We start from the raw sequence: 18,709 nt of genomic DNA, 5'->3' as shown, positions 1-18,709 counted from the left end.
ATCGGTCGACGACGCAGGAGTGGTGGGTGTGGATCAGCCGTCGGCCAGGCGCGGCAGGGAGGTGTGTTCGGGTGCGGAGACCCCGACCCCGAGACCGACTGCGAATGCCGCGTCCTGCCAGTAGTTGCTGCGCCGCACCGAGAGCAGCGCTTGGACCGAGACGTCGCGCAGGATGGCATCGATGCGGGGAACGTCGGTGGTTTCGGCGGGTCCGGTGACGGTGATCAGGACCGCGAAGCGGGTCATGCCGTGCCCGAGGGACTGTTCCTGTTGGGCGAGGTTGGCGGCGCGTTCGTCGTTGACGTCGCTCATGTTGTCCAGGCCGGTGCGTCCGGATCGGCGGGCGCGGGCGTTGCGGTAGTCGCTGGCGGCGACGTCCGCGGCCTCGCCGGCGGGGTGGACGCGGTAGATGATCGTCACCCGCTTGTGCGGCAGTTCGGCGTGCGGGCGGATCAGGCGTTCGAGGACGCGTTCTGTGACAGCGCGTTTCGGTGCGGCTCGCATTTCCCAGGTCACCGACACCGCGCCGTCGTGCAGGTAGCGATCGCGTTTTCGGAACGCCGTGCGTGGCCCGCAGTCCGCCCAGTTCAAGCCGGTGCCTTGACCGGAGTAGAGAGCGGCTTCGACGGCTTCGAGGGCAGCGGGATCGTAGGAGCGGCGCACCGTTCCGGCGACCTCGTCGGCGGTCATGGGGGTGCAGATGACCCCGGCAGCGGCTGCGGCGGAGGTGATTTCGGGGAGGCGGCGGGCGATCTCGACGGCTTGCTCGGCGGGGTCCTTGCGACGCTCGTCGGTCTGGGCCTCGAAGGTGATCGCCAGGCGGGCGGCCATCCGGACGCCGCCTTTGGCGGTGCCGGTGGCCGTTTCGTACATCGACTGGCGTGCGAGCTCGGGGGCGTCGCGTCGAACGCGGCCACGGACGGTTTCCATGAGCACTGTGCCGGTGTCGGGAACGGTTTCGAGTACTGCTGCCACCAACGGGATGTCGGAGACGTCGCCGAATGCGGTGAGCTGCTGTCCCCAGTTGTTCACCGCGCGGTCGAGGTGTTCCTGGTCGAAGTTCTCTCCGCCTTGCGGCTCCGCGGCGAGCTGGACGGTGTAGATGTTCTTGTCGGGCATGTGGATCATCGAGAACGTGCGGCCGGCGGAGTCGATTGCCTCGTAGAGGTCGGTACCGGCGAGAACGCCCGGTAGCCGCAGCATTCCGCCGGGCACCTTCGAGAAGGCCCCGGAAGCGTAGGTGTCTTCACCGCGACGGCTCGAGGTCAGAGCGGATCGCCAGCCGGAGAATCGGCGGTGGCCGCTCTGACCGTCCTTGTTCATCACCATCGGCACGAGCACCACCGCACCCGCGGCGACGACCAGACCCGATGCCATGAGCGATCTCGTGAACAGGTACGTGGCGATCATGGCCACGGCCACGCCCATGCCGATGATGGTCACTGCGAAGCTCACACCGAATGCGCCGCCGGAACGGGGCAGTCGCCACGCGCCGTAGGTCGTCGGGCGTCTGCTGGCGTCACTCATATCTGGAATCCCCTGTCATCGTCGGTGTTTCCCAAGTTGCGGTCGGCTGCTCCGTCGACGCCGGACCCGAACGAATCCGGGGCCGATCCACCCCCGGCGGCCGGTCCGCCGGCGTCGGTGGCCCGTCCTGCCGTCTCTGCTCCGGAATCGCCTGCACCCGTACCGCTGGGCATCGATCCGCCGCCGCCTCCGCCGTCCGATCCGCCGCTGCTCGGTTCTGAGCTGTCACTTCCGCCTCCGCCGGAGGGGCCGACACCGAAGGACGCCGGAACCGATCCGGACGAGCTCGACGGGGCCCATCCCTCGACTGCGCCGCCGCCGGCCGCGCCGCCCGCTGCGCCTCCGGCGGCACCCGCGCCTGCGCTGGCACCACTGGTAGCGGCCATGCCGCCGATCTGGACAGCGGCACCGGTGAGAGCGGCTGCGGCTGCGAGACCGCCTGCACCGCCGGAGGTTTCGGGAAGCAGCAGCTTCATCAGAGACGGCAGCACCAGTGCGGTGCAGGCCAGCAGGAGTGCCCCGATAACGGCGGTCATGATGCCGCCGTCGGCTTCCTGAGAGGGGGCCGATTGGGCGAAGAGCATGGCCGATATTCCGATGACGAACGCGCCGACCGGCTTGAAGAGCAGGAACGCCAGCGTCCAGGCGATCAGGCGGTCGTACGCTCCCGCTCCGATCCGCGTTCCACCGGCGGCGGCGACGATCGGCAGGAACGCCGAGACGACGACGAGCATGCCCATGCGCATGATGAGCAGGAACGCCATCAGCAGACCGCCGAGGATGCCGATCAGTCCGATGACGAACAGCATTGCGATGCCGCCGGATCCGGTGAACACCGTGATACGCACCATCGCCTCGACGAGCTTGGCGGGATCGTCCCCGACGGTGGAGGTGATGAACCAGCTGCTCACCCCGTCCGATATCCGGGTGCCGATGACCACGAAGAAGCCGATGGAGCCGGAAATGATGGTGGCGCGGGCGAGTTGGCGGAATCCTTCCTCCGAGACCTGCCGGATGGCTCCCGATCGGGCGAGGGCGAGTTTGCCGCCGAGCAGGATGATCGAGACGATGAGGAACGCCAGCTGGATGTCGTAGGTGTAGCCGCCGACAGTGGACAGCACGCTCTGGTAGGCCTGCTCGTTCTGTCCGGGAATCTCGATCCACCAGCCCAGGGCGAATTTCAGTGCCGCGCCGCCGGCTTCGCCGAAGCTCAGGCCGGCTTTCTCGAACGCACCTTCGGCGACATTCTTGACGGCGTTGATCGGTGCTGCCGCGACGTCACCTACCGCGTCGAGGCAGCTCGGCCCACCGTCGGTCACGCCCGTCGCATTTGCGATCTCACTGGCTATGGCGACGCCGAGCCCGACGGCGTTCGAGCACGTCGAGGCTGTGGCGGCGTTCTCGACGAATGACGGGTCATCCGGCGGCGGGTCCTGTGCGGCCGCGATGCCGGCGTTACCCGCGACCAGCGCGAAAACAGCAACGAACATGAGCGTGGAGCGCAGCAGGTAAGTCAGAAGCGTTCGAGGCTTGTGGGTTACCACCATGTCAGCCACCCCGGCTCGAATGGCGTCTGGTCGGCGGTACCGCCAACCGTAGAACCCTGAGGGGAGTTCAGCGGTCGGACCTGGATGACCCATCCGCGGTCCTCGCGCCAGATGAAGTCCGAGAACACGCGTCGGTACTGGGTGGAGCCGTCCTTGAGGGTGGCGGTGTAGCCGAACGAGACGCGGGTGAGGGCGTCGGTGTAGTTCAATTTCAAGGAGGGCAGGGCAACGTATGCGGAGCCGTCCGCGACGGACCCGAGAACACCGGTGGCGTTGTAGCGCTTGGCTTCTGCGATGGTGCCGGTCGGATCGTCGGCCCGACCCGACGCTGCGATCATGTCGATGCGGTCGTTTCCGCCGGTGAAGTAGGCGATGTAGTGCGCCGCAGCCAACGCCGCACCCTGGGGGGTGTGGCTGAATCCTGTTGCCACACCGGAGGAATCGATAGCGGTCGGCCCGTCCGAGGTGGAGAACGGCAGCACCATGTTGCCGTGCACCCGTTGGAGCATTACCCCTTCCGGAGCGGTCTCGGGCGTGCGGCCGGCAGGTGGGGTCTTCTGCTCGAGGACGACCCCGTTCGGGTCTTTCGGGACGTAGACGACCCGGTCGAGGGAATCGAATTCGGGATCGGGCTCGAACAAACCGGCAGTGTCCTGCGGGGTCACCTGCGCCGCAGTGCCGCCGTCGTCGAGCGGGACCAGTGGGGTGTCCTGGTCGCGGGAGAGGACCACCAGGCTCACGGCGAGACCGGCGAGCATGATGACCACCACCATCCCGACGCCGATCCAGCCGACGGTGCCGATGCGCTTGCCCTCCGGCTCGGTCGGTTCTGTTGCAGGCGTTAGGTTTTCTTCGTAGTGCGGTTCGGTCATGGTCTGGTTCCTTCCAGGTCGACGATGTCGTCGGGAAGGGTAGCCAGATCCTCGACCGGGTTGGTGTCGCTGACCGGGAGGGTGAGCTTCCAGTCACCGCCGGACCAGGTCACCGGGGTCAGGGTCGAGGCCAGCGAGTCGTCGGGAAAGCGTTGGACGATCGAGACATCGGCTGCGTCGGCCGAGTACTCCTCGATCGTGTAGCCGACGATCTCGGGGGCGACGGAGGGATCGATGCCGCTGGTGGAGAGCAAAGCCCGGTTGCCGGCCCACAGGTCGCGGCCCTGGCCGGGAACGGTTACAGAGGGCAGGATTTCTGCCCAACGCCCGTCGGCGGCGGTGGCGAGCTGGACCGATTGGTCGATCGCGGCCAGAGCTGCCCCTTGCGGGGTCTGGGTGTAGCCGGTGAACGGTGCTCCCGGGGCCGAGGTCGGCCCGTCTGCTGCGCCGAGTGGTACCGCAATGCTCCCTGCTGTGGTCCAGGACGCGATCTCGGGTGCCCGGTGGATGTCGATGCTCGGCGCGGCGGGAGCGTCGCTCTGCGGCTCTGTCTCGTCGCTGCCGCACCCGGCCAGTAGGAGGCCGACCGTGATCGCGGTGGCCGCACCTGCGGTCAGGTATCGACGGCCCGTGCGGGGGTGAGTGGCGATGGTCATTGTCCGCCTTCCAGAGGTGGGTTGATGCGTTCGATGTCGTCGACGACGGTGGGGCTCGGTTGGGGATCGTTCGAGACAGTGCCGGTCGCATCCAGTAGGGCCGCGGCGATACCTCCGGCGGCGACGGCCGCGAGAATCCATCCGATGACCGCGGCGAAGAACTCCGCCGAGACAGGCGATTCGACCCCGGGGGTGTGCTGGTGATCCCACGCCATGCGGGCACCGACGAAGATGATCTTTCCTACGCAGGCCACCGCGACGAGCCCGAGCATCCACCCGAGAGCGGTGTTGATGTTCTCGACGACATCGGCGGGCATGGCCAGGACAGTCCCGCCGTCGGTGGCCCCGGTCATCCGCCGGCGACGGCGTTGAGGATGGCGTTGGCGCTACCGGAGACGATCGCGCCTACCAGAGCGCCGAGCAGGATCTTCGGGGCCTGGATCGATCCCTGATTCCACTTCTCCCAGGCCATCTTTCCGCCCGAGAACACGATCGCGGCCATGCAGGCCAGCAGCACCCCCCACAGCAGCCAGTTCAACAGTTTGAGCAGTCCGTTCGCGCCGGGCGGGAGTTCGGCGGTGACGTTGAATTCGATGGCCTGGACCGAGAAGTCCTGCACGGCCTGTGCGGTTGCGAGAATCATGGGCGATCATCGAGCCTTTCGTGTCGTATTCGGTCGAGCGGTGAACATCGGTCGCATCAGTACTGCGGTCCGAAACTTGTTGAGAGGCAGCAGCGGTGAACCGGTCATGAGATATAGTGCGAGAGGCTGAAGGTGCCGGCCATGATCAGGCATCCGAGGATGGATTTCGCGTTCACGAGGCGACCTGTCCGGTGAACAGTGCCGGGATGCGTGCGTGTACGGCGTTGGTCAGGGCGATGCCGACGGTGTGGATATCGGTTGGTAGTGCTGGGTTGGGGGCGGTTGCGTCGGCGGCGAGGGGATGCCAGCGCGGGAGCCGATCCACAGACGCCGACAGCAAGGTTCGATGCCATCCGATGTGCCAGGACTGCTCGAACGCCCCACCGACGACGTCGCGGTGTTGGCGTATTGGCTTGTCCAAGGTTGGGGCCGATGCGACGGTGATCAACCCGAGGAGCTCCGATCCGGCCCCGATTTCTCCTCGCTGGTGTGCGAGTGCGAGATTCTGTGCGGCAGTGAGCGATTTGAAGCTGTCGCGCGCGACGATGACGACGTACGGGGAGACGCGTTCGCGGTCGTCGCCCGGTGGCCAGGATCCTTCGCTGTCGGCGGTGAACGACCAGAACTGTTCGAGGGTGCTCACCCCTGCCTCGCGGGTGGCACCGAGCAGCCACAGTGACGGTGAGATCCACTGAGCCGCTGAGTCTGTGGTGTCGATGGTCTCGGTCATGCTTGCTCTCGCTTTCGTTGCTGGTCGGTCTCGAGGTCTGCAGCGGCGAGCGACAGGGCCAGCGCGGCAGACGCGGCGGTGGACCATGCGGCCGTCGTGGCCGGTGCGGTGCGGCGGTGATCGAACAATCCGGGTGCAGCCAGGGCACTGTCGAAGGGCACCTCGACCAGTGCGCCGAGAACAGGGGTCAGTCCGGCACGGACGGCGGTGAGATCGACGGTGCCGGCGGGAATGGTGTGCGAGATGACCACGACGGTGCGAGCGAGCGCATCCGCCCCGTGGGCGGCGCGAATATGCTCGAGGCGTCCTCGCAGGCGGGTGAGTGGTTCGGCGCGTGCGATCGCGGTCAGGACGAGCACGGCCTGTCCTCGCAGGCTTGCCACGCGCGGTGCGTCGAGCGCTGTGCCGACGTCGTAGATGCGCGCTGCTCCGCGTGAGGCGAAGATGCTGTTGATCAGGGTCAGGTCGCTGCGGTCCGAGGTCGGTCCGCACACTGTTGCGTTCGCGGTGGTGGCGGCGCTGCTGACGGGTAGGCCGGCGGTGACCGGGTTGTCGAGGGTGTGCGCGGCGGCGCGCTCGAAGAGGTTGCCGCCGTCGGTGGTGGCGTCGGCCACCACGACCGGGAACTTCGGTGTGGTTATGGCGGTCGCGAGCCCGAGGGCGGTGGTAGTCGAGGACGCACCACCCGAGGACGACCCGACCATGATGCAGACCTGCTGTGGCGGTGGGGTTTTGCCCGGTCGGATGGGAACCACGGTGCTCACCGAACCTCCTCGACGTTGCTGATGGCGTAGTTCGCGCCGGTGCGGACGGTGGTGATCCGTGAGGCGATGGCCGATTCGGAGCCGGACGGCGTTCGTAGCGCGAGGGCGACGGCATGAACGTCCGGGTTGTCGGTGGCGGCGATCGTCACGCAGTGCTCGGTGCCGGCCGGGGTGCGGTCGATGACGGCCTGGATGCGTTCCGGTGGTGCCGGAGAGACCATGAGGGAGGCGACGGCTGCGCCGGAGCGCTCAACGTAGTAGGCGTGTTCGAAGGCTGCGATGACATCGACCGCGTTTCCGCGTCCCCCGGCAGCGTCGGTGGTCGTGGCGTCGGGGGTGCTGGTGGTGGTGCAGAAGGGAGCCGGGGCGGCGCTGGTGGGCGCGGTGGTGCTCGCTCTCGGTGCGGCGGTCGGCGCAGCCACCACGGTCGGGGTCTGCGGGGCCGGGGCGTCGTCCTGGCCGTTGACGATGACAACGGCACCGATCATTGCGGCGGCCGCGACGCCGGCAGCAGCGATCCACGTCGGGGAGATCCGTCGACGCGGGCGCGCGGCCGGTGCCGGCAGCGCCGATGTCGTGTCGTCTACGGAGGGAGCCGGTGTGGGCGCGGTGCGACGTCGACGAAATCGCCGTTGTGGTTGATCCATCACGAGGCGGTCGGCCGGGACGTGTGCGGCGACCCAGTACGGAACCGGAGCGGTCTCGGGGGCGATGTCGCCGAAATCATGGTCGGCATCGGCGGCGACGTAGTCGTGTTCGGTGCCGAAGTCGTAGGTGTGTGCCGGATCGGTTGTCGGGGAATTGTGGTCGCCTACTGCTGGCATCGCCGGTAGCAGCGGTGCGGGGGTCGTCGTCCGGTGCACGGCGGAGTCTGCGGCCGGCTGCCACTGCGAGTGGTCGAAGTTTTCCTGGGGGTCAGGGAACAGCATCGTGCTGTCGCGGTGATTGTCGGTCGCCATTGTTTTCTCCTGTGTCCCTGAGACGTTCGATGAGAGCGCGAGGGGTTCGGGTGGAGTGGGGAGCTTCGGGAAGGCCGGTTCCGGCCGCGTGCGGGTCGGTCGGAACCGGCCTTCCCGAAGCAGGTCACTGGGTAGGTCAGGCAGGCACTGCCGGAGCGAGCGGGTTGGACAATCCGGCGGCCGCGAGCGCGTTGTCGATGGCAGCGAAGGCAGGTGCTGCATCTGCCACAGCGGCGTGTACCGCGGGGGTCGCGTCGGCCACAGCGGCATCGACGGCGTCGAGTGCTTGCTGGCCACCGGCGATCTGTGTCGTGACGAATCCGCGTGCTGTGTCGACAGGGTTGTCCGGAACGGTCCAGACCGGGGCGGCCTGCTCGATGACCGGTGCGGGTGCGGGAGCCGGTGCGATAGGTGCAGGTGCAGGCGCGGGCTGCGGGAAGTCCGGCAGTTCGATCTTCTGCGGCTCACCGAGATCGCCGGCACCGTAGGTGGTTCCGAGTGCAACTCCCGTAGCGAGACCGACTGCGCCACCGATCGCGGCCGAGGGCACACCGCCGACCAGTGCTCCGATTGCTGCTCCGCCTGCGGTGCCGGCGATGCCGGTGGTGATCGGTGCGATGCCGGGGGCGATGGGGATCAGGCCGCCGGCGAGTGCGCCGCCGATACCGCCGATGGTTCCGCCGGCGAGCGAGCCGAGGACAGCACCGGGGACACCGGCCGCCACAGCGCCGGTGACCAGGCCTGCGCCGCCCGCGGCGATCTGGGCGGCACCGAGTCGCTGGGCGCGGTCGGTCGGGACACCGATCGAGCGCCAGAAGTCGGTCACCTGCGCTTCGATGACGGCTGTGGAGTTGTTGGTGCGGTCGCGGTCCTGGTCGGAGAGCCAGCTGGGCTGGTCGGCGTAGAAGTCACCGATCTTGACCGTCTTGTCCGGTGCGGCGATCGGCGCGGTGGGGTCGTCGATGGCGGTCGGGCCGTGGAGGGTGTTCACGTCCAACGGTGCGGCGGGCTCTGCCGGTGCGGCCGGTTCTGCGGGCTGTGCAGCGGTGTCGTCGGAGCTCGTGCTGTTGCCGCCGGTGGTGGCTGGGGTTTCGTCGTCGTAGTAGGCGTCCCAGGTCTGCCATTCGGTCTGGTCGTACTGCGCGGGCGGTGCCACCCAGTAGACGCGTTCGGGCTGCGGGGCGGGGGCGGTCAGTTCACCTTGGGTGGACGGTGCATCGGAGGTCAGCGGGCCCTGTGTGGAGGGTGCAGCGGTGGTGATGTCGCCCTGGGTGGCCGGGGCGTCGCCCGGGGCGGCTGCTGCGGTGCCGTAGCAGAACACGGCCATCACCGATGCGGCGGTCGTTGCCGTAGCGACGCGGGCCAGCGAACGGGTGGGGATCTTGTGAGTGCCCATGAAGGAGTGGACCTTTCGAGTAGGTGGAGCTATTGGACGGGACTTGCGGACGGAAGCGAGGTGACGCTCGCGGGCGTGGTGGAGGGGCGAGTCGAGGGCAGCACCGAGGTGGTGCCGGTCGAGGTCGTGGGCGTTGCGGTGCGTGTCGTGGTGGAGCTCGACGGAGACGATGTCGTCGACGCCGTATCGGTGGAACTGTCACCAAAATCGGCTGCGGCGGCCGCGAGCCAATCCGCCACGAACTGTGTCGTCGATTCGCCCTGTGGAGTCGCCGCTGCAGTGCCGTAACCGGTATGTGCGGCAATGGTGTTGGCGTAGGACGTCAACGCCGCGAGGTCGAACAGATCCTTGTTGGCCGTCACTTCGTTCTTGACGACGTTGAACGCCTGCTGCACGACCCGCTTCGATGTCGCGGGTGGCACGAGCTCGATCACGGCCTTGGCTGTCTTGGCGGCGATCACCGCGAATGCTGCTGCGGGATTGGACAACCCGGCAGCGGAGACTTCCGCGATGGTCTGCGGGGTGATGACCTTCTTCGCCACCGACACCACCGCATTGACCGCGACCAGACCGACTTTGGTCAGCGCCGAGATCGCTTCCTGCCCGGTCGGCGGAGTCGCCTTCGGGTCCGAAGCTTCGGCGAACCGCTGCGAGAGCGACTTCTTCGGCGCGATCGACAGGTTCTTGAGGGAGTTCTTCGGTACCGAGACGTCCTCGTTGATGACGTCGACCGCGACGCCGAACGACGTTGACGCCAATGCCATGCCGATGGACGACACGGCGCGGAACGGATCACCGCCGACCTCTGCCTGGCCCGCGACATTGGTGACCGCTCGTGCGATCGGGGCGTTCGCGGGTGCATCGCACGCGAGGTCGCCGGTCTGGCACATCGACGCCACCCGGCCGCTGAGCGATCCGTAGCTCGACACGACGTCACTGGTCGGTCCGATTCCCGACCCGGCAGGGGCGGGCGCAGAGACCGGGGGAAGTTCGGCGACGTGGTTTCCGGACGACCCGGGAGCGGGCGAGGGGTCGTCGCTACTGCTGCCAGGGAAGACCGGCGAACCGGCGGCCCTGGTCGGCGAACCGAACAGCGCGCCGACCGCAACCTTGTCCGCGGGGATTGCGCTGGTGCCCGCGCCGACTGCCTCGAGGAAGTTCGAGGCGGCGTGCGCACCCTGGCTGTAGCCGACGACGGCCAATCGGGTTGCTGGGCAACTGGAGACGACCTTCTCGGCTGCAGCTTCGAGGTTGGCTGCAGCTTCCTCTACCGAGACGGTGTAGGGCTGCTTGCCGCCGGGAACCGCTCCGCCGAATGCAGCCGGGTACGGCACATACGCCCGGTCGAGCGAGGAACCGATGACCCGCGCGGCCTCGAGTGCCGGGCCGAGGACCGTCCCGAGCATTCCGGTGTCGGCCTTGATCGGCGCATCCGGCGAGGACTGTCCGGTCCCCTGGACGGCGAGTGTGTAGAGGGCGGGGCAGTCGGTGACAAGTTCGTCGAGCCACGGCTGCTCTGGGCTGGCCGAGGCAGTCGGCGGCGTCACCAACAGGTGTGCCGCGGTGACCGACAGCGTGCATGCTGCGACGGCCATCATCGCGGCGATGGATCTGAAACGAGTTCTGTCGGACAATATTTCGACTCCTGTCAAAACCGAGAGAAACTGCGGGCTGTGACGTCGACGACGCCGGATCGTGGAACTTCTGTGTGCTTCCTGGTGGGTGCCAGGTCGATCGACAACGCAGGCACCCACCGGCATGTTTGGAGAAGCGGTCAGCCCAGCGGACTGAGCCAGAACCAGAGCTGCGAGAAAATCCAAGGCATCGGGCGTATTCCTTTCTGTCAGTGGAGGTGTGGGAATCCGGTGGATGTCCCGGCGGGGTCGCGCAGTGCTGAACATGATGAAATGCGCTCACTGCGCGACCCTCGCGCCGGTCCATCGGTCGAGCTACAGGGCGTCGGGGAGCTCCTGCAGCTCACGACCGGGCGTCAACAGCTGACCCCGGTCGAGATTGGGGGTCAGGCCACGTCGTCGTAGTGAATCTCGTGGTCGGGTGTATCGCTGAACTCGACATAGCGCTGGAATTCGTTGGTGGGCAGGCGGAACGTCGTGTCCGCGTCGGTCCATTCCCCGACTATTTCGCCGGTCTCTTCACACCGAAGCTGGTGTGTGGAATGCGGAGCCGAGGCCAGTGAGCACACAGCAAGACCGTGGACTCGGTCGTTCACGGCGCGGCACTGATTCGAGTGCGAGGACGCGGCCGCTGGTGCTTGCAGGGTCTGTGAATGACTGGACAGCACAGTTGCGTTCCGTTCCGGGGCGCTACGTGCATCGACGTCCGTTAGGCTGAGAATGCCCATGTAGACGCGACGTAGTCGCACCCCTATCTGCTGGGTCGGCCCTCGTGGATGCGCTTTGCGGACGCCAATCAGCTACGCGCACCACGGGGGTTCTTCTTTGTTCGGGTCCTGTGCTAAACCTTACTTCGACAGTCCGGTTTAAACAACCCGCGATAACCAATCTGTTTTACGACTACATTATGTGCTACCAGGAATAGGCGGGTGACATTGTGACTCACCGTGGAGTACCAGCGATGAAGCGCCGCCTCCGCGGTTTCGATCCGAGCCGCCTGCGAGACGCCCGAGCCAAGGCTGGGCTCAGTGGTGCGGAGGTTGCTCGACGGGGCGGTATCGGAGCGTCGACCTACTCGCAGTGGGAGCAGGGAAAGGCGGATCCGGGCATCGCCGCACTTGCCCGCTGCCTCGCTGTGCTGCAAGTGCGTGTGACCGATGTGGTGATCGTGGATCCCAGTGATGAGCACCTTGGAGACTTGCGGGTAGCTCGCGGTCTTACGCAGGGTGATCTTGCTGGCAAAGTTGAGGTAAGCCCTCAGCACATCGGCGCACTCGAACGCGGTCATGTGAAGCTGTCGGACGCAATGGCCCGGAAGATTGCTAGCGCCCTTGGTTTCGAGGTGTCGCGTGTAGTTGCCTCCTTCGAGCGCGTGCGAAACCGACCGTCGGACGTACTCCCTTGAGGACGTTGGCGGCAGCACGGGGTTCTCGTCGCAATTAGTCCGGTCCAGTGGCAGCTGAGCCGAACCGTCTCGGGCGGTCGTAAGTGGGCCGACGACTCTCCGTTTGACGTCCCGTGGACCCAGTCTTCTAGATTCACAAAACTCAACGCGCGATCTGATTGCGCCGTGTTTCGTCGTCACGAGCGGAACACTATGGTCCCCCTGAGCGATGGGCAAGTAGAAGTCAATTTTGAGTGCATCACATGTCCCTGACCTGGGCGTTATGAATCGACACGTTAATTGACCCCACTCAGTTTATTGACCATATATTGACCTCGGCTCTAGGATGGATCTGTGACGCAAACGGGACACCCACTATGGTTTGCCACCTGCGTCAGCTCTCGCAGAAAGCAACGGAACCTCACCATCACGGGATTGCGCGAAGCAGGTGGGCCCACAAAGCCCGTCGTCCTGATGGCCGAACGCGGCGAGCTCAACAACCCGAGACCGAGCACCTTGCGAAAGTTCGATACCGGCCTGAGTTGGAAGCCCGGAAGCGCCGCGAATGTCTATTGGGAAAGCGCGCAGCCGGTTGTGTTGGGTCGAGCGCCGTACAACGCCGGCACGGGGAACATCACGGTCGGGCTGGACCCTCTGACCAAACTGCTCGCGGCCCAGAGGGGCATGCACAGAGAGATCGATGGCCTGGAAGACCGCACCTCAGGAGTCGATGATCTGCGGGCAGCACTCCAGAAACTGGATGTTGCAGTTTCGGCCATCGCCGGGTCCTTCGTCACCGAGACGCTGGAACGAAATCATGGGCAGCACCACAAGGCAATCGATTCCGCAATTGCGGCGCTCCTGGAGCTTCCTGTCGATTGCGACGATCCAGAACGCGAAGAAAAGCTTTACCGCCGTTGGCTTTACGGCAGTCCCATCGAAATCGATCAAGCAACAGCCCAGCGGTTCGCGCGCCGTCTGAAAGACAGTCGACGCCGCTAAGAAGAACGGAATAAACATGGCTAAGGCAACGCCCTCCTTACACGTCAGAATCAACAAACTCTTCGAGACGAACCACACCGCTGACAACCCGGAAATCAGCAATGCCGTCGTAGCCGAGGCGATCTCCAGCCTCTTGGGACGGCCTGTTCTCGAGACGGAAATAGCAGAGTTACGTGCTGAGGCCGGTCTGAGATTTGCCGACAGCGACATGGTCCACGCTCTCGCTGAGTACTTCGAGGCCCCGGCCTCCTTTCTCGCGAACAAGTGGGACAGCACCGCGGAGAGCTACGACCGGGAATTGTCGGTGCTGACCCAGCTACGCGATTCCGGCGTTCAGTTACTTGCGATGCGGGACGGAGGTGCGATGAGCGCCGACGATCTCATGAACATCCTCGAACAGCTTCCTGACCAGCCAGAAGGCAAGACATCCGATGCAGGCGGTACCAGGAGTAACGTGTAGCGCCGTTCATCGTTTCGGTTAAAAAAAGGTCAGAGGGAGTCGGGACCCGTGAGCCAAGAGAATCAGATTCGGTCGGCTGTGCGACGCATCGCAGCGAACATGCCGTCGGATGAGCCGTGGTCGCGTCACAAGTTCATCGACCTGATCGCAGAGGAACGTGACCGACCGATCGTCCTATGGCCCGTCGAGTCGGCACTGCTGAGCCGTGTGGGCCTGACGGGCACCCTCTGCGGGTTGTGGGTGGCACGCAAGCAAGACGACTTCATCGTGTATGGGTCCGACGTCGCTGAGTATCAAGCAGACCAGGTCATTGGTCACGAGGTAGGTCATATGGTGCTTTCGCACACCGGCCTGCCCGAGTCCCGACATAGTAGGGCCATGCTCAGGGTGCTGTTACCCCACGTCTCGGAGCGCACCATCGAAAATGTGTTGGGTCGTGACAGCTTCGAAGACGACCAGGAAGTCGCCGCCGAATCCTTCGCCGACCACATCATGGTCGAGGCGATGGTCAATCGAAATCGACGCCAGTCACCCCTCCGCTCTACATTTTTCAGGTCGAAATGACCTCCCCCGTCCCAGCGTGGATCTCGTGGCCAATCCTCATATTGATGGCGCTGACGTTGGTGGTTCGCGTGGCGTGGCTCAACTCGTCGATCATCGACCGGTTGACCACACGCTCGTTGATCATCGGATGGTTCGGCCTGGTTCTACGTGAACGCGCGGTGCAAGATGCAATCAGGCAGCTACCGAAGCCGTTAGGCGACGTCGCTCTGTTCCAGCAGCTCACGTTCTGTTGCATCGTCATGATCGTCATGACCATTTACGGCATGTCGAGGTTATGGGTTGGAGCAGATCCCTCCACTGTGTGGAAACGACAGCGGATCTACGACGCGATCGGGCTTGCTCTCAGTGCGGTCATCCTCATTTCCGGGACACCCTCACGGAAGGCCGGTGAGTTGATCGACCAATACTTGGGTTGGCCGGCAGTCGTCTTGTGGACCGCCTTCTACGCCCCACTGCTGTACGTCGCAGTTGCTGTCATGAGCATTTTCGTACGCGAAGCTCGACATCCCGACACCGCTGTCCGTGAGAAAGCCCTCTATGGCTTGGCGATCGCAATTGCGGTCGGCCTCGCGCTCGTCGCGGTGAGCACACCCATTCTTACGCTCCAGGAGGTCTTGACGGGCTCTGGGTCGGCGGACCCAGAGATGCATGTGAAGGCCCTGACCTTCTTCCTGGCGGTCGCTGGATCACTGATCATGGGTGCGGTTCCGGTTGCCGCCGTACTGCGCGCAAAGCTAGGCCAGGACCGAATCAGCAAGAACTTGAAGGAAATCGAGCTTCTGTGGCAAGACATGACCGATCAGTTCCCCGAGGTCAGGACAGCCGACAGTCGACAGTCCGATCCTGCGATGAAGCTGCACAGAAAGATCATCGAAATTCACGATGCAGCACGCAGGCTCAGCAAGTGGAACGCATCCACGTTGTCCACTGAATCGGACCCGCTTCAGCTAAATGCGGAGAGCATCGCAGCAGAACTGGCTCAGGCCTATGCCGCGAAAAACGCCGGTCAGACGCCTCCGGAACGCTATGAGCTCCTCACGGTGCTGGCGCAACGCTCCGTGGCCTACGACCTCACCGCTACGAGCGATGACTTGGTCGACGTTGCCAGAGCTTGGCGAAAGCTGCGCCGGCACAGCGCGATGTCCTGATCGAACCGCTCGTCACTTGTCCTAGCGAGCCTCGTACGTGCTAGATCCGTGGTGTGGCTCTCGGATCTTCGGCAACAAAAAGAGCGACATTTCCGATCATGTCGACCTTCACCTGCTCGAACCGACTGCTGAGCGCCTTCTCCAGTCCCGGCAGATCGTCATGCCAATTGCCGAACGCACCAATCTTGTTGTACGCCGTCATCAGAGCTTTGCCGAATAGGGTGTATCGCTGATCGACTCCGATCACAGTTGATCCAAACAGCACTCCCCCGGGCTTCAGTTTCTCGGCAAGATTGTCGAAGGCTGCAGCTTTGGTCGACCAGTCGCCTGGTAAACAGTGCAGAACGTAGTTGAGTGATATCGAGTCGAACTTCTCTATGCCCTCAGCGAAGGGCTCAAGTACGTCTTGCTCGATCAGCGTGGTGGGTATTTGGAGTCGAGACGCGGTGTGCTTGAGCGAATTTGGGCTTAAATCCGTAAGAGTGAGATCGAGGTCGGCTGGCAAGTCTGTGTTGGCGAGTAGCCAACCTGATCCAGGCCCGACCTCAAGGTGTCTGCGTCCGATGCGACCGTTGTAGAGGTCGAGGAAGTTCTGCCGGTTGCAGCGCCAGGCGTAGCTGTTCGATAGCCGCATGACCCAGAGATCGTAGACGTTCAGAAACAGATTGCTGCTGTACGGAGCCGCCCCCGCTTGGGTCGTATCAGATGTCATCGAGTCGATGTTCCTCTCGGTGTGTGTGAGCCAGTCCCCCGCGTAGCTACCACGCGATCTAGGAGTCTGCCCTATCGGTGCGGTTGGGGCAGGCGCGACGGTGCGGATCGGGTTCGGCGTGGGCCGGAGGATGCTTGTCGATCCGTCACAACCAGCCCAAGACCGCCGCTGGATGCCCCTTCCATGGGGACTTCCGGGAATCTTGTTACAGCTTCCCGGCGTGTCGAACCGGCGCCATTCGCAATCTGTTACAGAATCCGGAGGTGGATTGGCGTCCGGGAAAGGTGTCAGCGATGGCCATGCAGAGCAAGGGGTCGAGGCGTATGTACGCAACTCGTATCCCTGTGGAGGTTGGTGACCTGATCGAACGGCGAGCACTTGAGGCGGGCTGCACGTCTACGTCGCAGTACCTTGCGGATCTGCTTGCAGTGGTTCACGGACGCCCCGATCTTGTACGCGAATTGAACCAAGAGGTGATGCCGCTAACCGCATAGCCGGACAAGAATGCGGAGTGCTTGAGGACGGTTAGCCTCGGCCCCGCTCGCACACTACGTGCAGACCGAAAAGAGTCGAGCCCCCGACTGGCAGGTCGAGGGCTCGAGGTGAAACGGAGAGCCAATCTTCGTTTCGGTGCTGCATTCCCCTGGAAGGGACAGACTATTGCTGGTCTCGTCTCAGGGTACCTCGCGCCCTGATGAAGGTTCAAGATCTAACGATCGTGTCGAGTCGACGATGTCGACGTCCGACCTTATTTGGAGACGTCTGTCTCCGCTCGTGGCCGCGCGTCGGTCCATGCGACTGTGGAGCCCCGTCACCGGAGAGTTCGCGGACGAAGGTCAGAGCTGGACGAAGCGCCTGCCGGCGGTGCCGGCGGCCGTACCGATCTACCGCAGGGGACGTACGTGTCTGTTGGCGTTGGACTTTGACGCCAAACATCACACGGGCGAGCAGGTCGATGCCGATGTCGAACGGGTGTTGGTGTGGCTCCACCAATGTGGCGCACGCACGGTAACGGATCGCTCGACGAGCGGCGGCCGCCACGTGCTCGTACCTCTGGCTACCAACAGTTCTTTGCGGGTCGACGACGTCAAAGTCTTGATGGAGCTCCTCGCTGCTCGGCTGATGACTCTGGACCGTTCTCCCATGCTCGGGGTGGAGCAGGGGTGCATTACTCCCCCGGGGTCACCCTGCCGGGAGGGTGGATTTCGCCGCCTCGATGGGACGCTCGACGACGCGATCGACGCGTTCACTGTCCGATCCGACCGTGGTGTCGTTGCCCGCTTGACTGCTCTGCTCGGTGGCGTGACCACTCCCCGACACCGAACCGCAGTTGCCGCCGTGGCAGCCTCGCTCACCCAGGACGAACGCCTCGTCGGCGTCGGACGAGGGCGGCGTTTGGACCCGCGCTTTCACCGCACCACGCCGTTCCCTGAGGCCGTCGAGACCTACGCGGCCACCGGCAAGCTCAACAGGGCTCTCTGGCCGACGCCCTCGGAAGCACGCCAGTCCGTCATCAGCCACGCGGTTCTTCGGGGTGCCAGCGCTGCGGATATCGAGAAGGCGATCGCTACCAAGGAGTGGGCTGGTGTCCGCCGCGCTTACACCGAGAAGTACAGGGATCCCGCAGTCGCTCTCCGACGGGACGTGGAGAAGGCGCTGACCTGGGCGGCAGGGACCGCCCATCAATTCCATCAACTCACGCACAAGAACAAGCTCACAGGGGGAGGTACTTCCTTCCTGAAAGATCGAATTCGTCGCAAGTGGTTAGCTCACGCACAGCTGTGGATCGACTCAGAATTCCTCGGTACCCGCCAGCGGCCGGTCCTACTCGCTGTGGTCCAGGCACTGGCCTACACATCGGCTTTGGCCGGCGACCTGGTCGAGGGCGTCCCGGTCGTGGCGGTTGGCGGTCGCAGCTTGTCGCATTCAGCTGGGCTGATGTCGGAATCGACCGTGTGGAGCGCGTTGAGGGTTCTTAGAGAGACCCCAGGTTCTCCCCTGCTACTCGTAGCGCGCGGCGCGGGTCGGGAGGCCGATCGCTACGCCTTGACCACGCCAGCGACCACAGGCGGCCCTGGACGAGCGCGTGTCGAGCGTGCACGGGTCGAGCCGGTCCACCCGGCATGGAGCGTGCTCGGTCTACGTGGCCGGATGGTCTACGAGCTGGTCGCTGCGGGTCTTGCTACAAACGTCGACGATGTGTTTGCTGGCGCAATGCTCCGGCCGTCGAACGGTTATGCCATTCTCGCAGCTCTGACGGCCGCTGGGCTCATTGAACGGAACGGCGCAACCTTGAGCATCGGGAGCCGCACGTTGGACGACGTAGCGGCCGCTCACGGCCTGGAAACTGTCGCTGCCGAGAGGATCGTCCGACACCGAGCCGAACGGCTCGTATGGCAGGTGTGGCTCGAGAACCGCTTCTACGGTCCGGCCGTTGCGTTGTTCATGAAAGATCCAGTCAACGTTCCGATCTCTGGGGCTCCCCCACCGCGTGGGGAAGAGTCGGAGACGCTGTGGGCGGCCATGCTTGCTGCCGGGCCCCCGAAGCCTGATCCTGTGCTGGAAGCCATGGAGCTGCTCAGCGATCAGCTGGGTGCAGTGATCGTGTGTTCAGATTCCTGATCGATCACCGACATGAATGCTGGCATTAGCAGCATTGGCGTTATTCGATAAGCCAGTATTAGCGTGGCGGTGGACGATGCGGGGCCGCC

At 64.7% G+C, this 18,709-nt stretch carries 19 protein-coding genes; 6 read left to right on the top strand and 13 right to left on the bottom strand.

Annotated elements, in window-relative coordinates:
- Positions 1-33: 33 nt before the first annotated feature.
- The 12 genes from MTX34_RS22015 to MTX34_RS21960 all read right to left on the bottom strand — a co-directional run bounded on the left by MTX34_RS22015 (position 34) and on the right by MTX34_RS21960 (position 11,324).
- Positions 34-1,527 carry an SCO6880 family protein gene (locus MTX34_RS22015; protein ID WP_243610819.1) on the bottom strand — a complete coding sequence of 498 codons (1,494 nt, stop codon included), beginning with the start codon at positions 1,525-1,527 and terminating at the stop codon, positions 34-36.
- A complete protein-coding gene (locus tag MTX34_RS22010) occupies positions 1,524-3,074 on the bottom strand; it encodes a hypothetical protein (RefSeq protein ID WP_243610818.1) in 1,551 nt (516 codons plus the stop codon). Before MTX34_RS22010 ends, MTX34_RS22015 begins: the two co-directional genes overlap by 4 nt.
- Positions 3,065-3,946, bottom strand: a complete 882-nt coding sequence (locus MTX34_RS22005) for a hypothetical protein (protein WP_243610817.1) — start codon at positions 3,944-3,946, stop codon at positions 3,065-3,067. Before MTX34_RS22005 ends, MTX34_RS22010 begins: the two co-directional genes overlap by 10 nt.
- The gene (locus MTX34_RS22000) at positions 3,943-4,602 is read right to left on the bottom strand and encodes a hypothetical protein (protein ID WP_243610816.1); all 660 of its coding nucleotides are present in this window, start codon (positions 4,600-4,602) and stop codon (positions 3,943-3,945) included. Before MTX34_RS22000 ends, MTX34_RS22005 begins: the two co-directional genes overlap by 4 nt.
- Positions 4,599-4,955, bottom strand: a complete 357-nt coding sequence (locus MTX34_RS21995; protein ID WP_008720864.1) for a hypothetical protein — start codon at positions 4,953-4,955, stop codon at positions 4,599-4,601. The genes MTX34_RS22000 and MTX34_RS21995 overlap by 4 nt, the downstream gene beginning before the upstream one ends.
- Positions 4,952-5,245, bottom strand: coding sequence for a hypothetical protein (locus MTX34_RS21990; RefSeq protein ID WP_008720862.1), 294 nt, complete (start codon positions 5,243-5,245; stop codon positions 4,952-4,954). The genes MTX34_RS21995 and MTX34_RS21990 overlap by 4 nt, the downstream gene beginning before the upstream one ends.
- Positions 5,246-5,417: 172 nt before the next feature.
- Positions 5,418-5,975, bottom strand: a complete 558-nt coding sequence (locus MTX34_RS21985; protein WP_243610815.1) for a hypothetical protein — start codon at positions 5,973-5,975, stop codon at positions 5,418-5,420.
- Positions 5,972-6,739: a hypothetical protein gene (locus tag MTX34_RS21980; RefSeq protein ID WP_243610814.1), complete on the bottom strand. Its 768-nt coding sequence runs from the start codon at positions 6,737-6,739 to the stop codon at positions 5,972-5,974. The genes MTX34_RS21985 and MTX34_RS21980 overlap by 4 nt, the downstream gene beginning before the upstream one ends.
- Complete coding sequence (locus tag MTX34_RS21975) at positions 6,736-7,698, bottom strand: hypothetical protein (RefSeq protein WP_243610813.1); 963 nt, start codon at positions 7,696-7,698, stop codon at positions 6,736-6,738. Before MTX34_RS21975 ends, MTX34_RS21980 begins: the two co-directional genes overlap by 4 nt.
- Before the next feature lie 136 nt (positions 7,699-7,834).
- Positions 7,835-9,094 (bottom strand): insoluble domain protein, encoded by a 1,260-nt coding sequence (locus tag MTX34_RS21970; RefSeq protein ID WP_243610812.1) that lies wholly within the window; start codon positions 9,092-9,094, stop codon positions 7,835-7,837.
- A gap of 29 nt (positions 9,095-9,123) precedes the next feature.
- Complete coding sequence (locus tag MTX34_RS21965; protein ID WP_243610811.1) at positions 9,124-10,728, bottom strand: cutinase family protein; 1,605 nt, start codon at positions 10,726-10,728, stop codon at positions 9,124-9,126.
- Positions 10,729-11,114: 386 nt separating this feature from the next.
- Positions 11,115-11,324 carry a hypothetical protein gene (locus MTX34_RS21960; protein ID WP_243610810.1) on the bottom strand — a complete coding sequence of 70 codons (210 nt, stop codon included), beginning with the start codon at positions 11,322-11,324 and terminating at the stop codon, positions 11,115-11,117.
- 365 nt (positions 11,325-11,689) lie between these two features.
- Here MTX34_RS21960 and MTX34_RS26180 point away from each other — a divergent pair, with 365 nt between their 5' ends.
- From MTX34_RS26180 to MTX34_RS21935, 5 genes are all read left to right on the top strand, one after another.
- Positions 11,690-12,133 carry a helix-turn-helix domain-containing protein gene (locus MTX34_RS26180; RefSeq protein ID WP_374640257.1) on the top strand — a complete coding sequence of 148 codons (444 nt, stop codon included), beginning with the start codon at positions 11,690-11,692 and terminating at the stop codon, positions 12,131-12,133.
- 453 nt (positions 12,134-12,586) lie between these two features.
- Positions 12,587-13,114 (top strand): hypothetical protein, encoded by a 528-nt coding sequence (locus MTX34_RS21950; RefSeq protein WP_243610809.1) that lies wholly within the window; start codon positions 12,587-12,589, stop codon positions 13,112-13,114.
- Positions 13,115-13,130: 16 nt separating this feature from the next.
- Positions 13,131-13,574 carry a hypothetical protein gene (locus MTX34_RS21945; protein WP_243610808.1) on the top strand — a complete coding sequence of 148 codons (444 nt, stop codon included), beginning with the start codon at positions 13,131-13,133 and terminating at the stop codon, positions 13,572-13,574.
- A 48-nt stretch (positions 13,575-13,622) separates the two neighbouring features.
- Positions 13,623-14,138 carry a hypothetical protein gene (locus MTX34_RS21940; RefSeq protein ID WP_243610807.1) on the top strand — a complete coding sequence of 172 codons (516 nt, stop codon included), beginning with the start codon at positions 13,623-13,625 and terminating at the stop codon, positions 14,136-14,138.
- 116 nt (positions 14,139-14,254) lie between these two features.
- Positions 14,255-15,286, top strand: coding sequence for a DUF6545 domain-containing protein (locus MTX34_RS21935; protein WP_243610806.1), 1,032 nt, complete (start codon positions 14,255-14,257; stop codon positions 15,284-15,286).
- 40 nt (positions 15,287-15,326) lie between these two features.
- On the opposite strand, the gene MTX34_RS21930 is transcribed toward MTX34_RS21935, so the two are convergent.
- On the bottom strand, positions 15,327-15,998 hold the full coding sequence (locus MTX34_RS21930; protein ID WP_008720938.1) for a class I SAM-dependent methyltransferase: 672 nt from the start codon (positions 15,996-15,998) through the stop codon (positions 15,327-15,329).
- 792 nt (positions 15,999-16,790) lie between these two features.
- On the opposite strand from MTX34_RS21930, the gene MTX34_RS21925 reads away from it, so the two are divergent.
- Positions 16,791-18,620 carry a hypothetical protein gene (locus MTX34_RS21925; protein ID WP_243610805.1) on the top strand — a complete coding sequence of 610 codons (1,830 nt, stop codon included), beginning with the start codon at positions 16,791-16,793 and terminating at the stop codon, positions 18,618-18,620.
- The last annotated feature ends 89 nt before the right edge of the window (positions 18,621-18,709 follow it).

Source organism: Rhodococcus sp. ARC_M5, from assembly GCF_022810405.1.
In the GTDB taxonomy this organism is placed as follows: Bacteria; Actinomycetota; Actinomycetes; order Mycobacteriales; family Mycobacteriaceae; genus Rhodococcoides; species Rhodococcoides navarretei.
Note: the sequence above shows the minus strand (reverse complement) of the source record. Positions and strands in the feature narration are given on the sequence as shown.

Excerpts from the sequence above, each read along its gene's own strand:
- MTX34_RS21930 (WP_008720938.1), bottom strand. The coding sequence starts at position 15,998 with ATGACATCTGATACGACCCAAGCGGGGGCGGCTCCGTACAGCAGCAAT.
- MTX34_RS21990 (WP_008720862.1), bottom strand. The coding sequence starts at position 5,245 with ATGATTCTCGCAACCGCACAGGCCGTGCAGGACTTCTCGGTCCAGGCC.
- MTX34_RS21970 (WP_243610812.1), bottom strand. The coding sequence starts at position 9,094 with ATGGGCACTCACAAGATCCCCACCCGTTCGCTGGCCCGCGTCGCTACG.
- MTX34_RS21945 (WP_243610808.1), top strand. The coding sequence starts at position 13,131 with ATGGCTAAGGCAACGCCCTCCTTACACGTCAGAATCAACAAACTCTTC.
- MTX34_RS26180 (WP_374640257.1), top strand. The coding sequence starts at position 11,690 with ATGAAGCGCCGCCTCCGCGGTTTCGATCCGAGCCGCCTGCGAGACGCC.
- MTX34_RS21975 (WP_243610813.1), bottom strand. The coding sequence starts at position 7,698 with ATGGCGACCGACAATCACCGCGACAGCACGATGCTGTTCCCTGACCCC.
- MTX34_RS21995 (WP_008720864.1), bottom strand. The coding sequence starts at position 4,955 with ATGACCGGGGCCACCGACGGCGGGACTGTCCTGGCCATGCCCGCCGAT.
- MTX34_RS21925 (WP_243610805.1), top strand. The coding sequence starts at position 16,791 with ATGCGACTGTGGAGCCCCGTCACCGGAGAGTTCGCGGACGAAGGTCAG.
- MTX34_RS22000 (WP_243610816.1), bottom strand. The coding sequence starts at position 4,602 with ATGACCATCGCCACTCACCCCCGCACGGGCCGTCGATACCTGACCGCA.
- MTX34_RS22005 (WP_243610817.1), bottom strand. The coding sequence starts at position 3,946 with ATGACCGAACCGCACTACGAAGAAAACCTAACGCCTGCAACAGAACCG.
- MTX34_RS21950 (WP_243610809.1), top strand. The coding sequence starts at position 12,587 with ATGGCCGAACGCGGCGAGCTCAACAACCCGAGACCGAGCACCTTGCGA.
- MTX34_RS21985 (WP_243610815.1), bottom strand. The coding sequence starts at position 5,975 with ATGACCGAGACCATCGACACCACAGACTCAGCGGCTCAGTGGATCTCA.
- MTX34_RS22015 (WP_243610819.1), bottom strand. The coding sequence starts at position 1,527 with ATGAGTGACGCCAGCAGACGCCCGACGACCTACGGCGCGTGGCGACTG.
- MTX34_RS22010 (WP_243610818.1), bottom strand. The coding sequence starts at position 3,074 with ATGGTGGTAACCCACAAGCCTCGAACGCTTCTGACTTACCTGCTGCGC.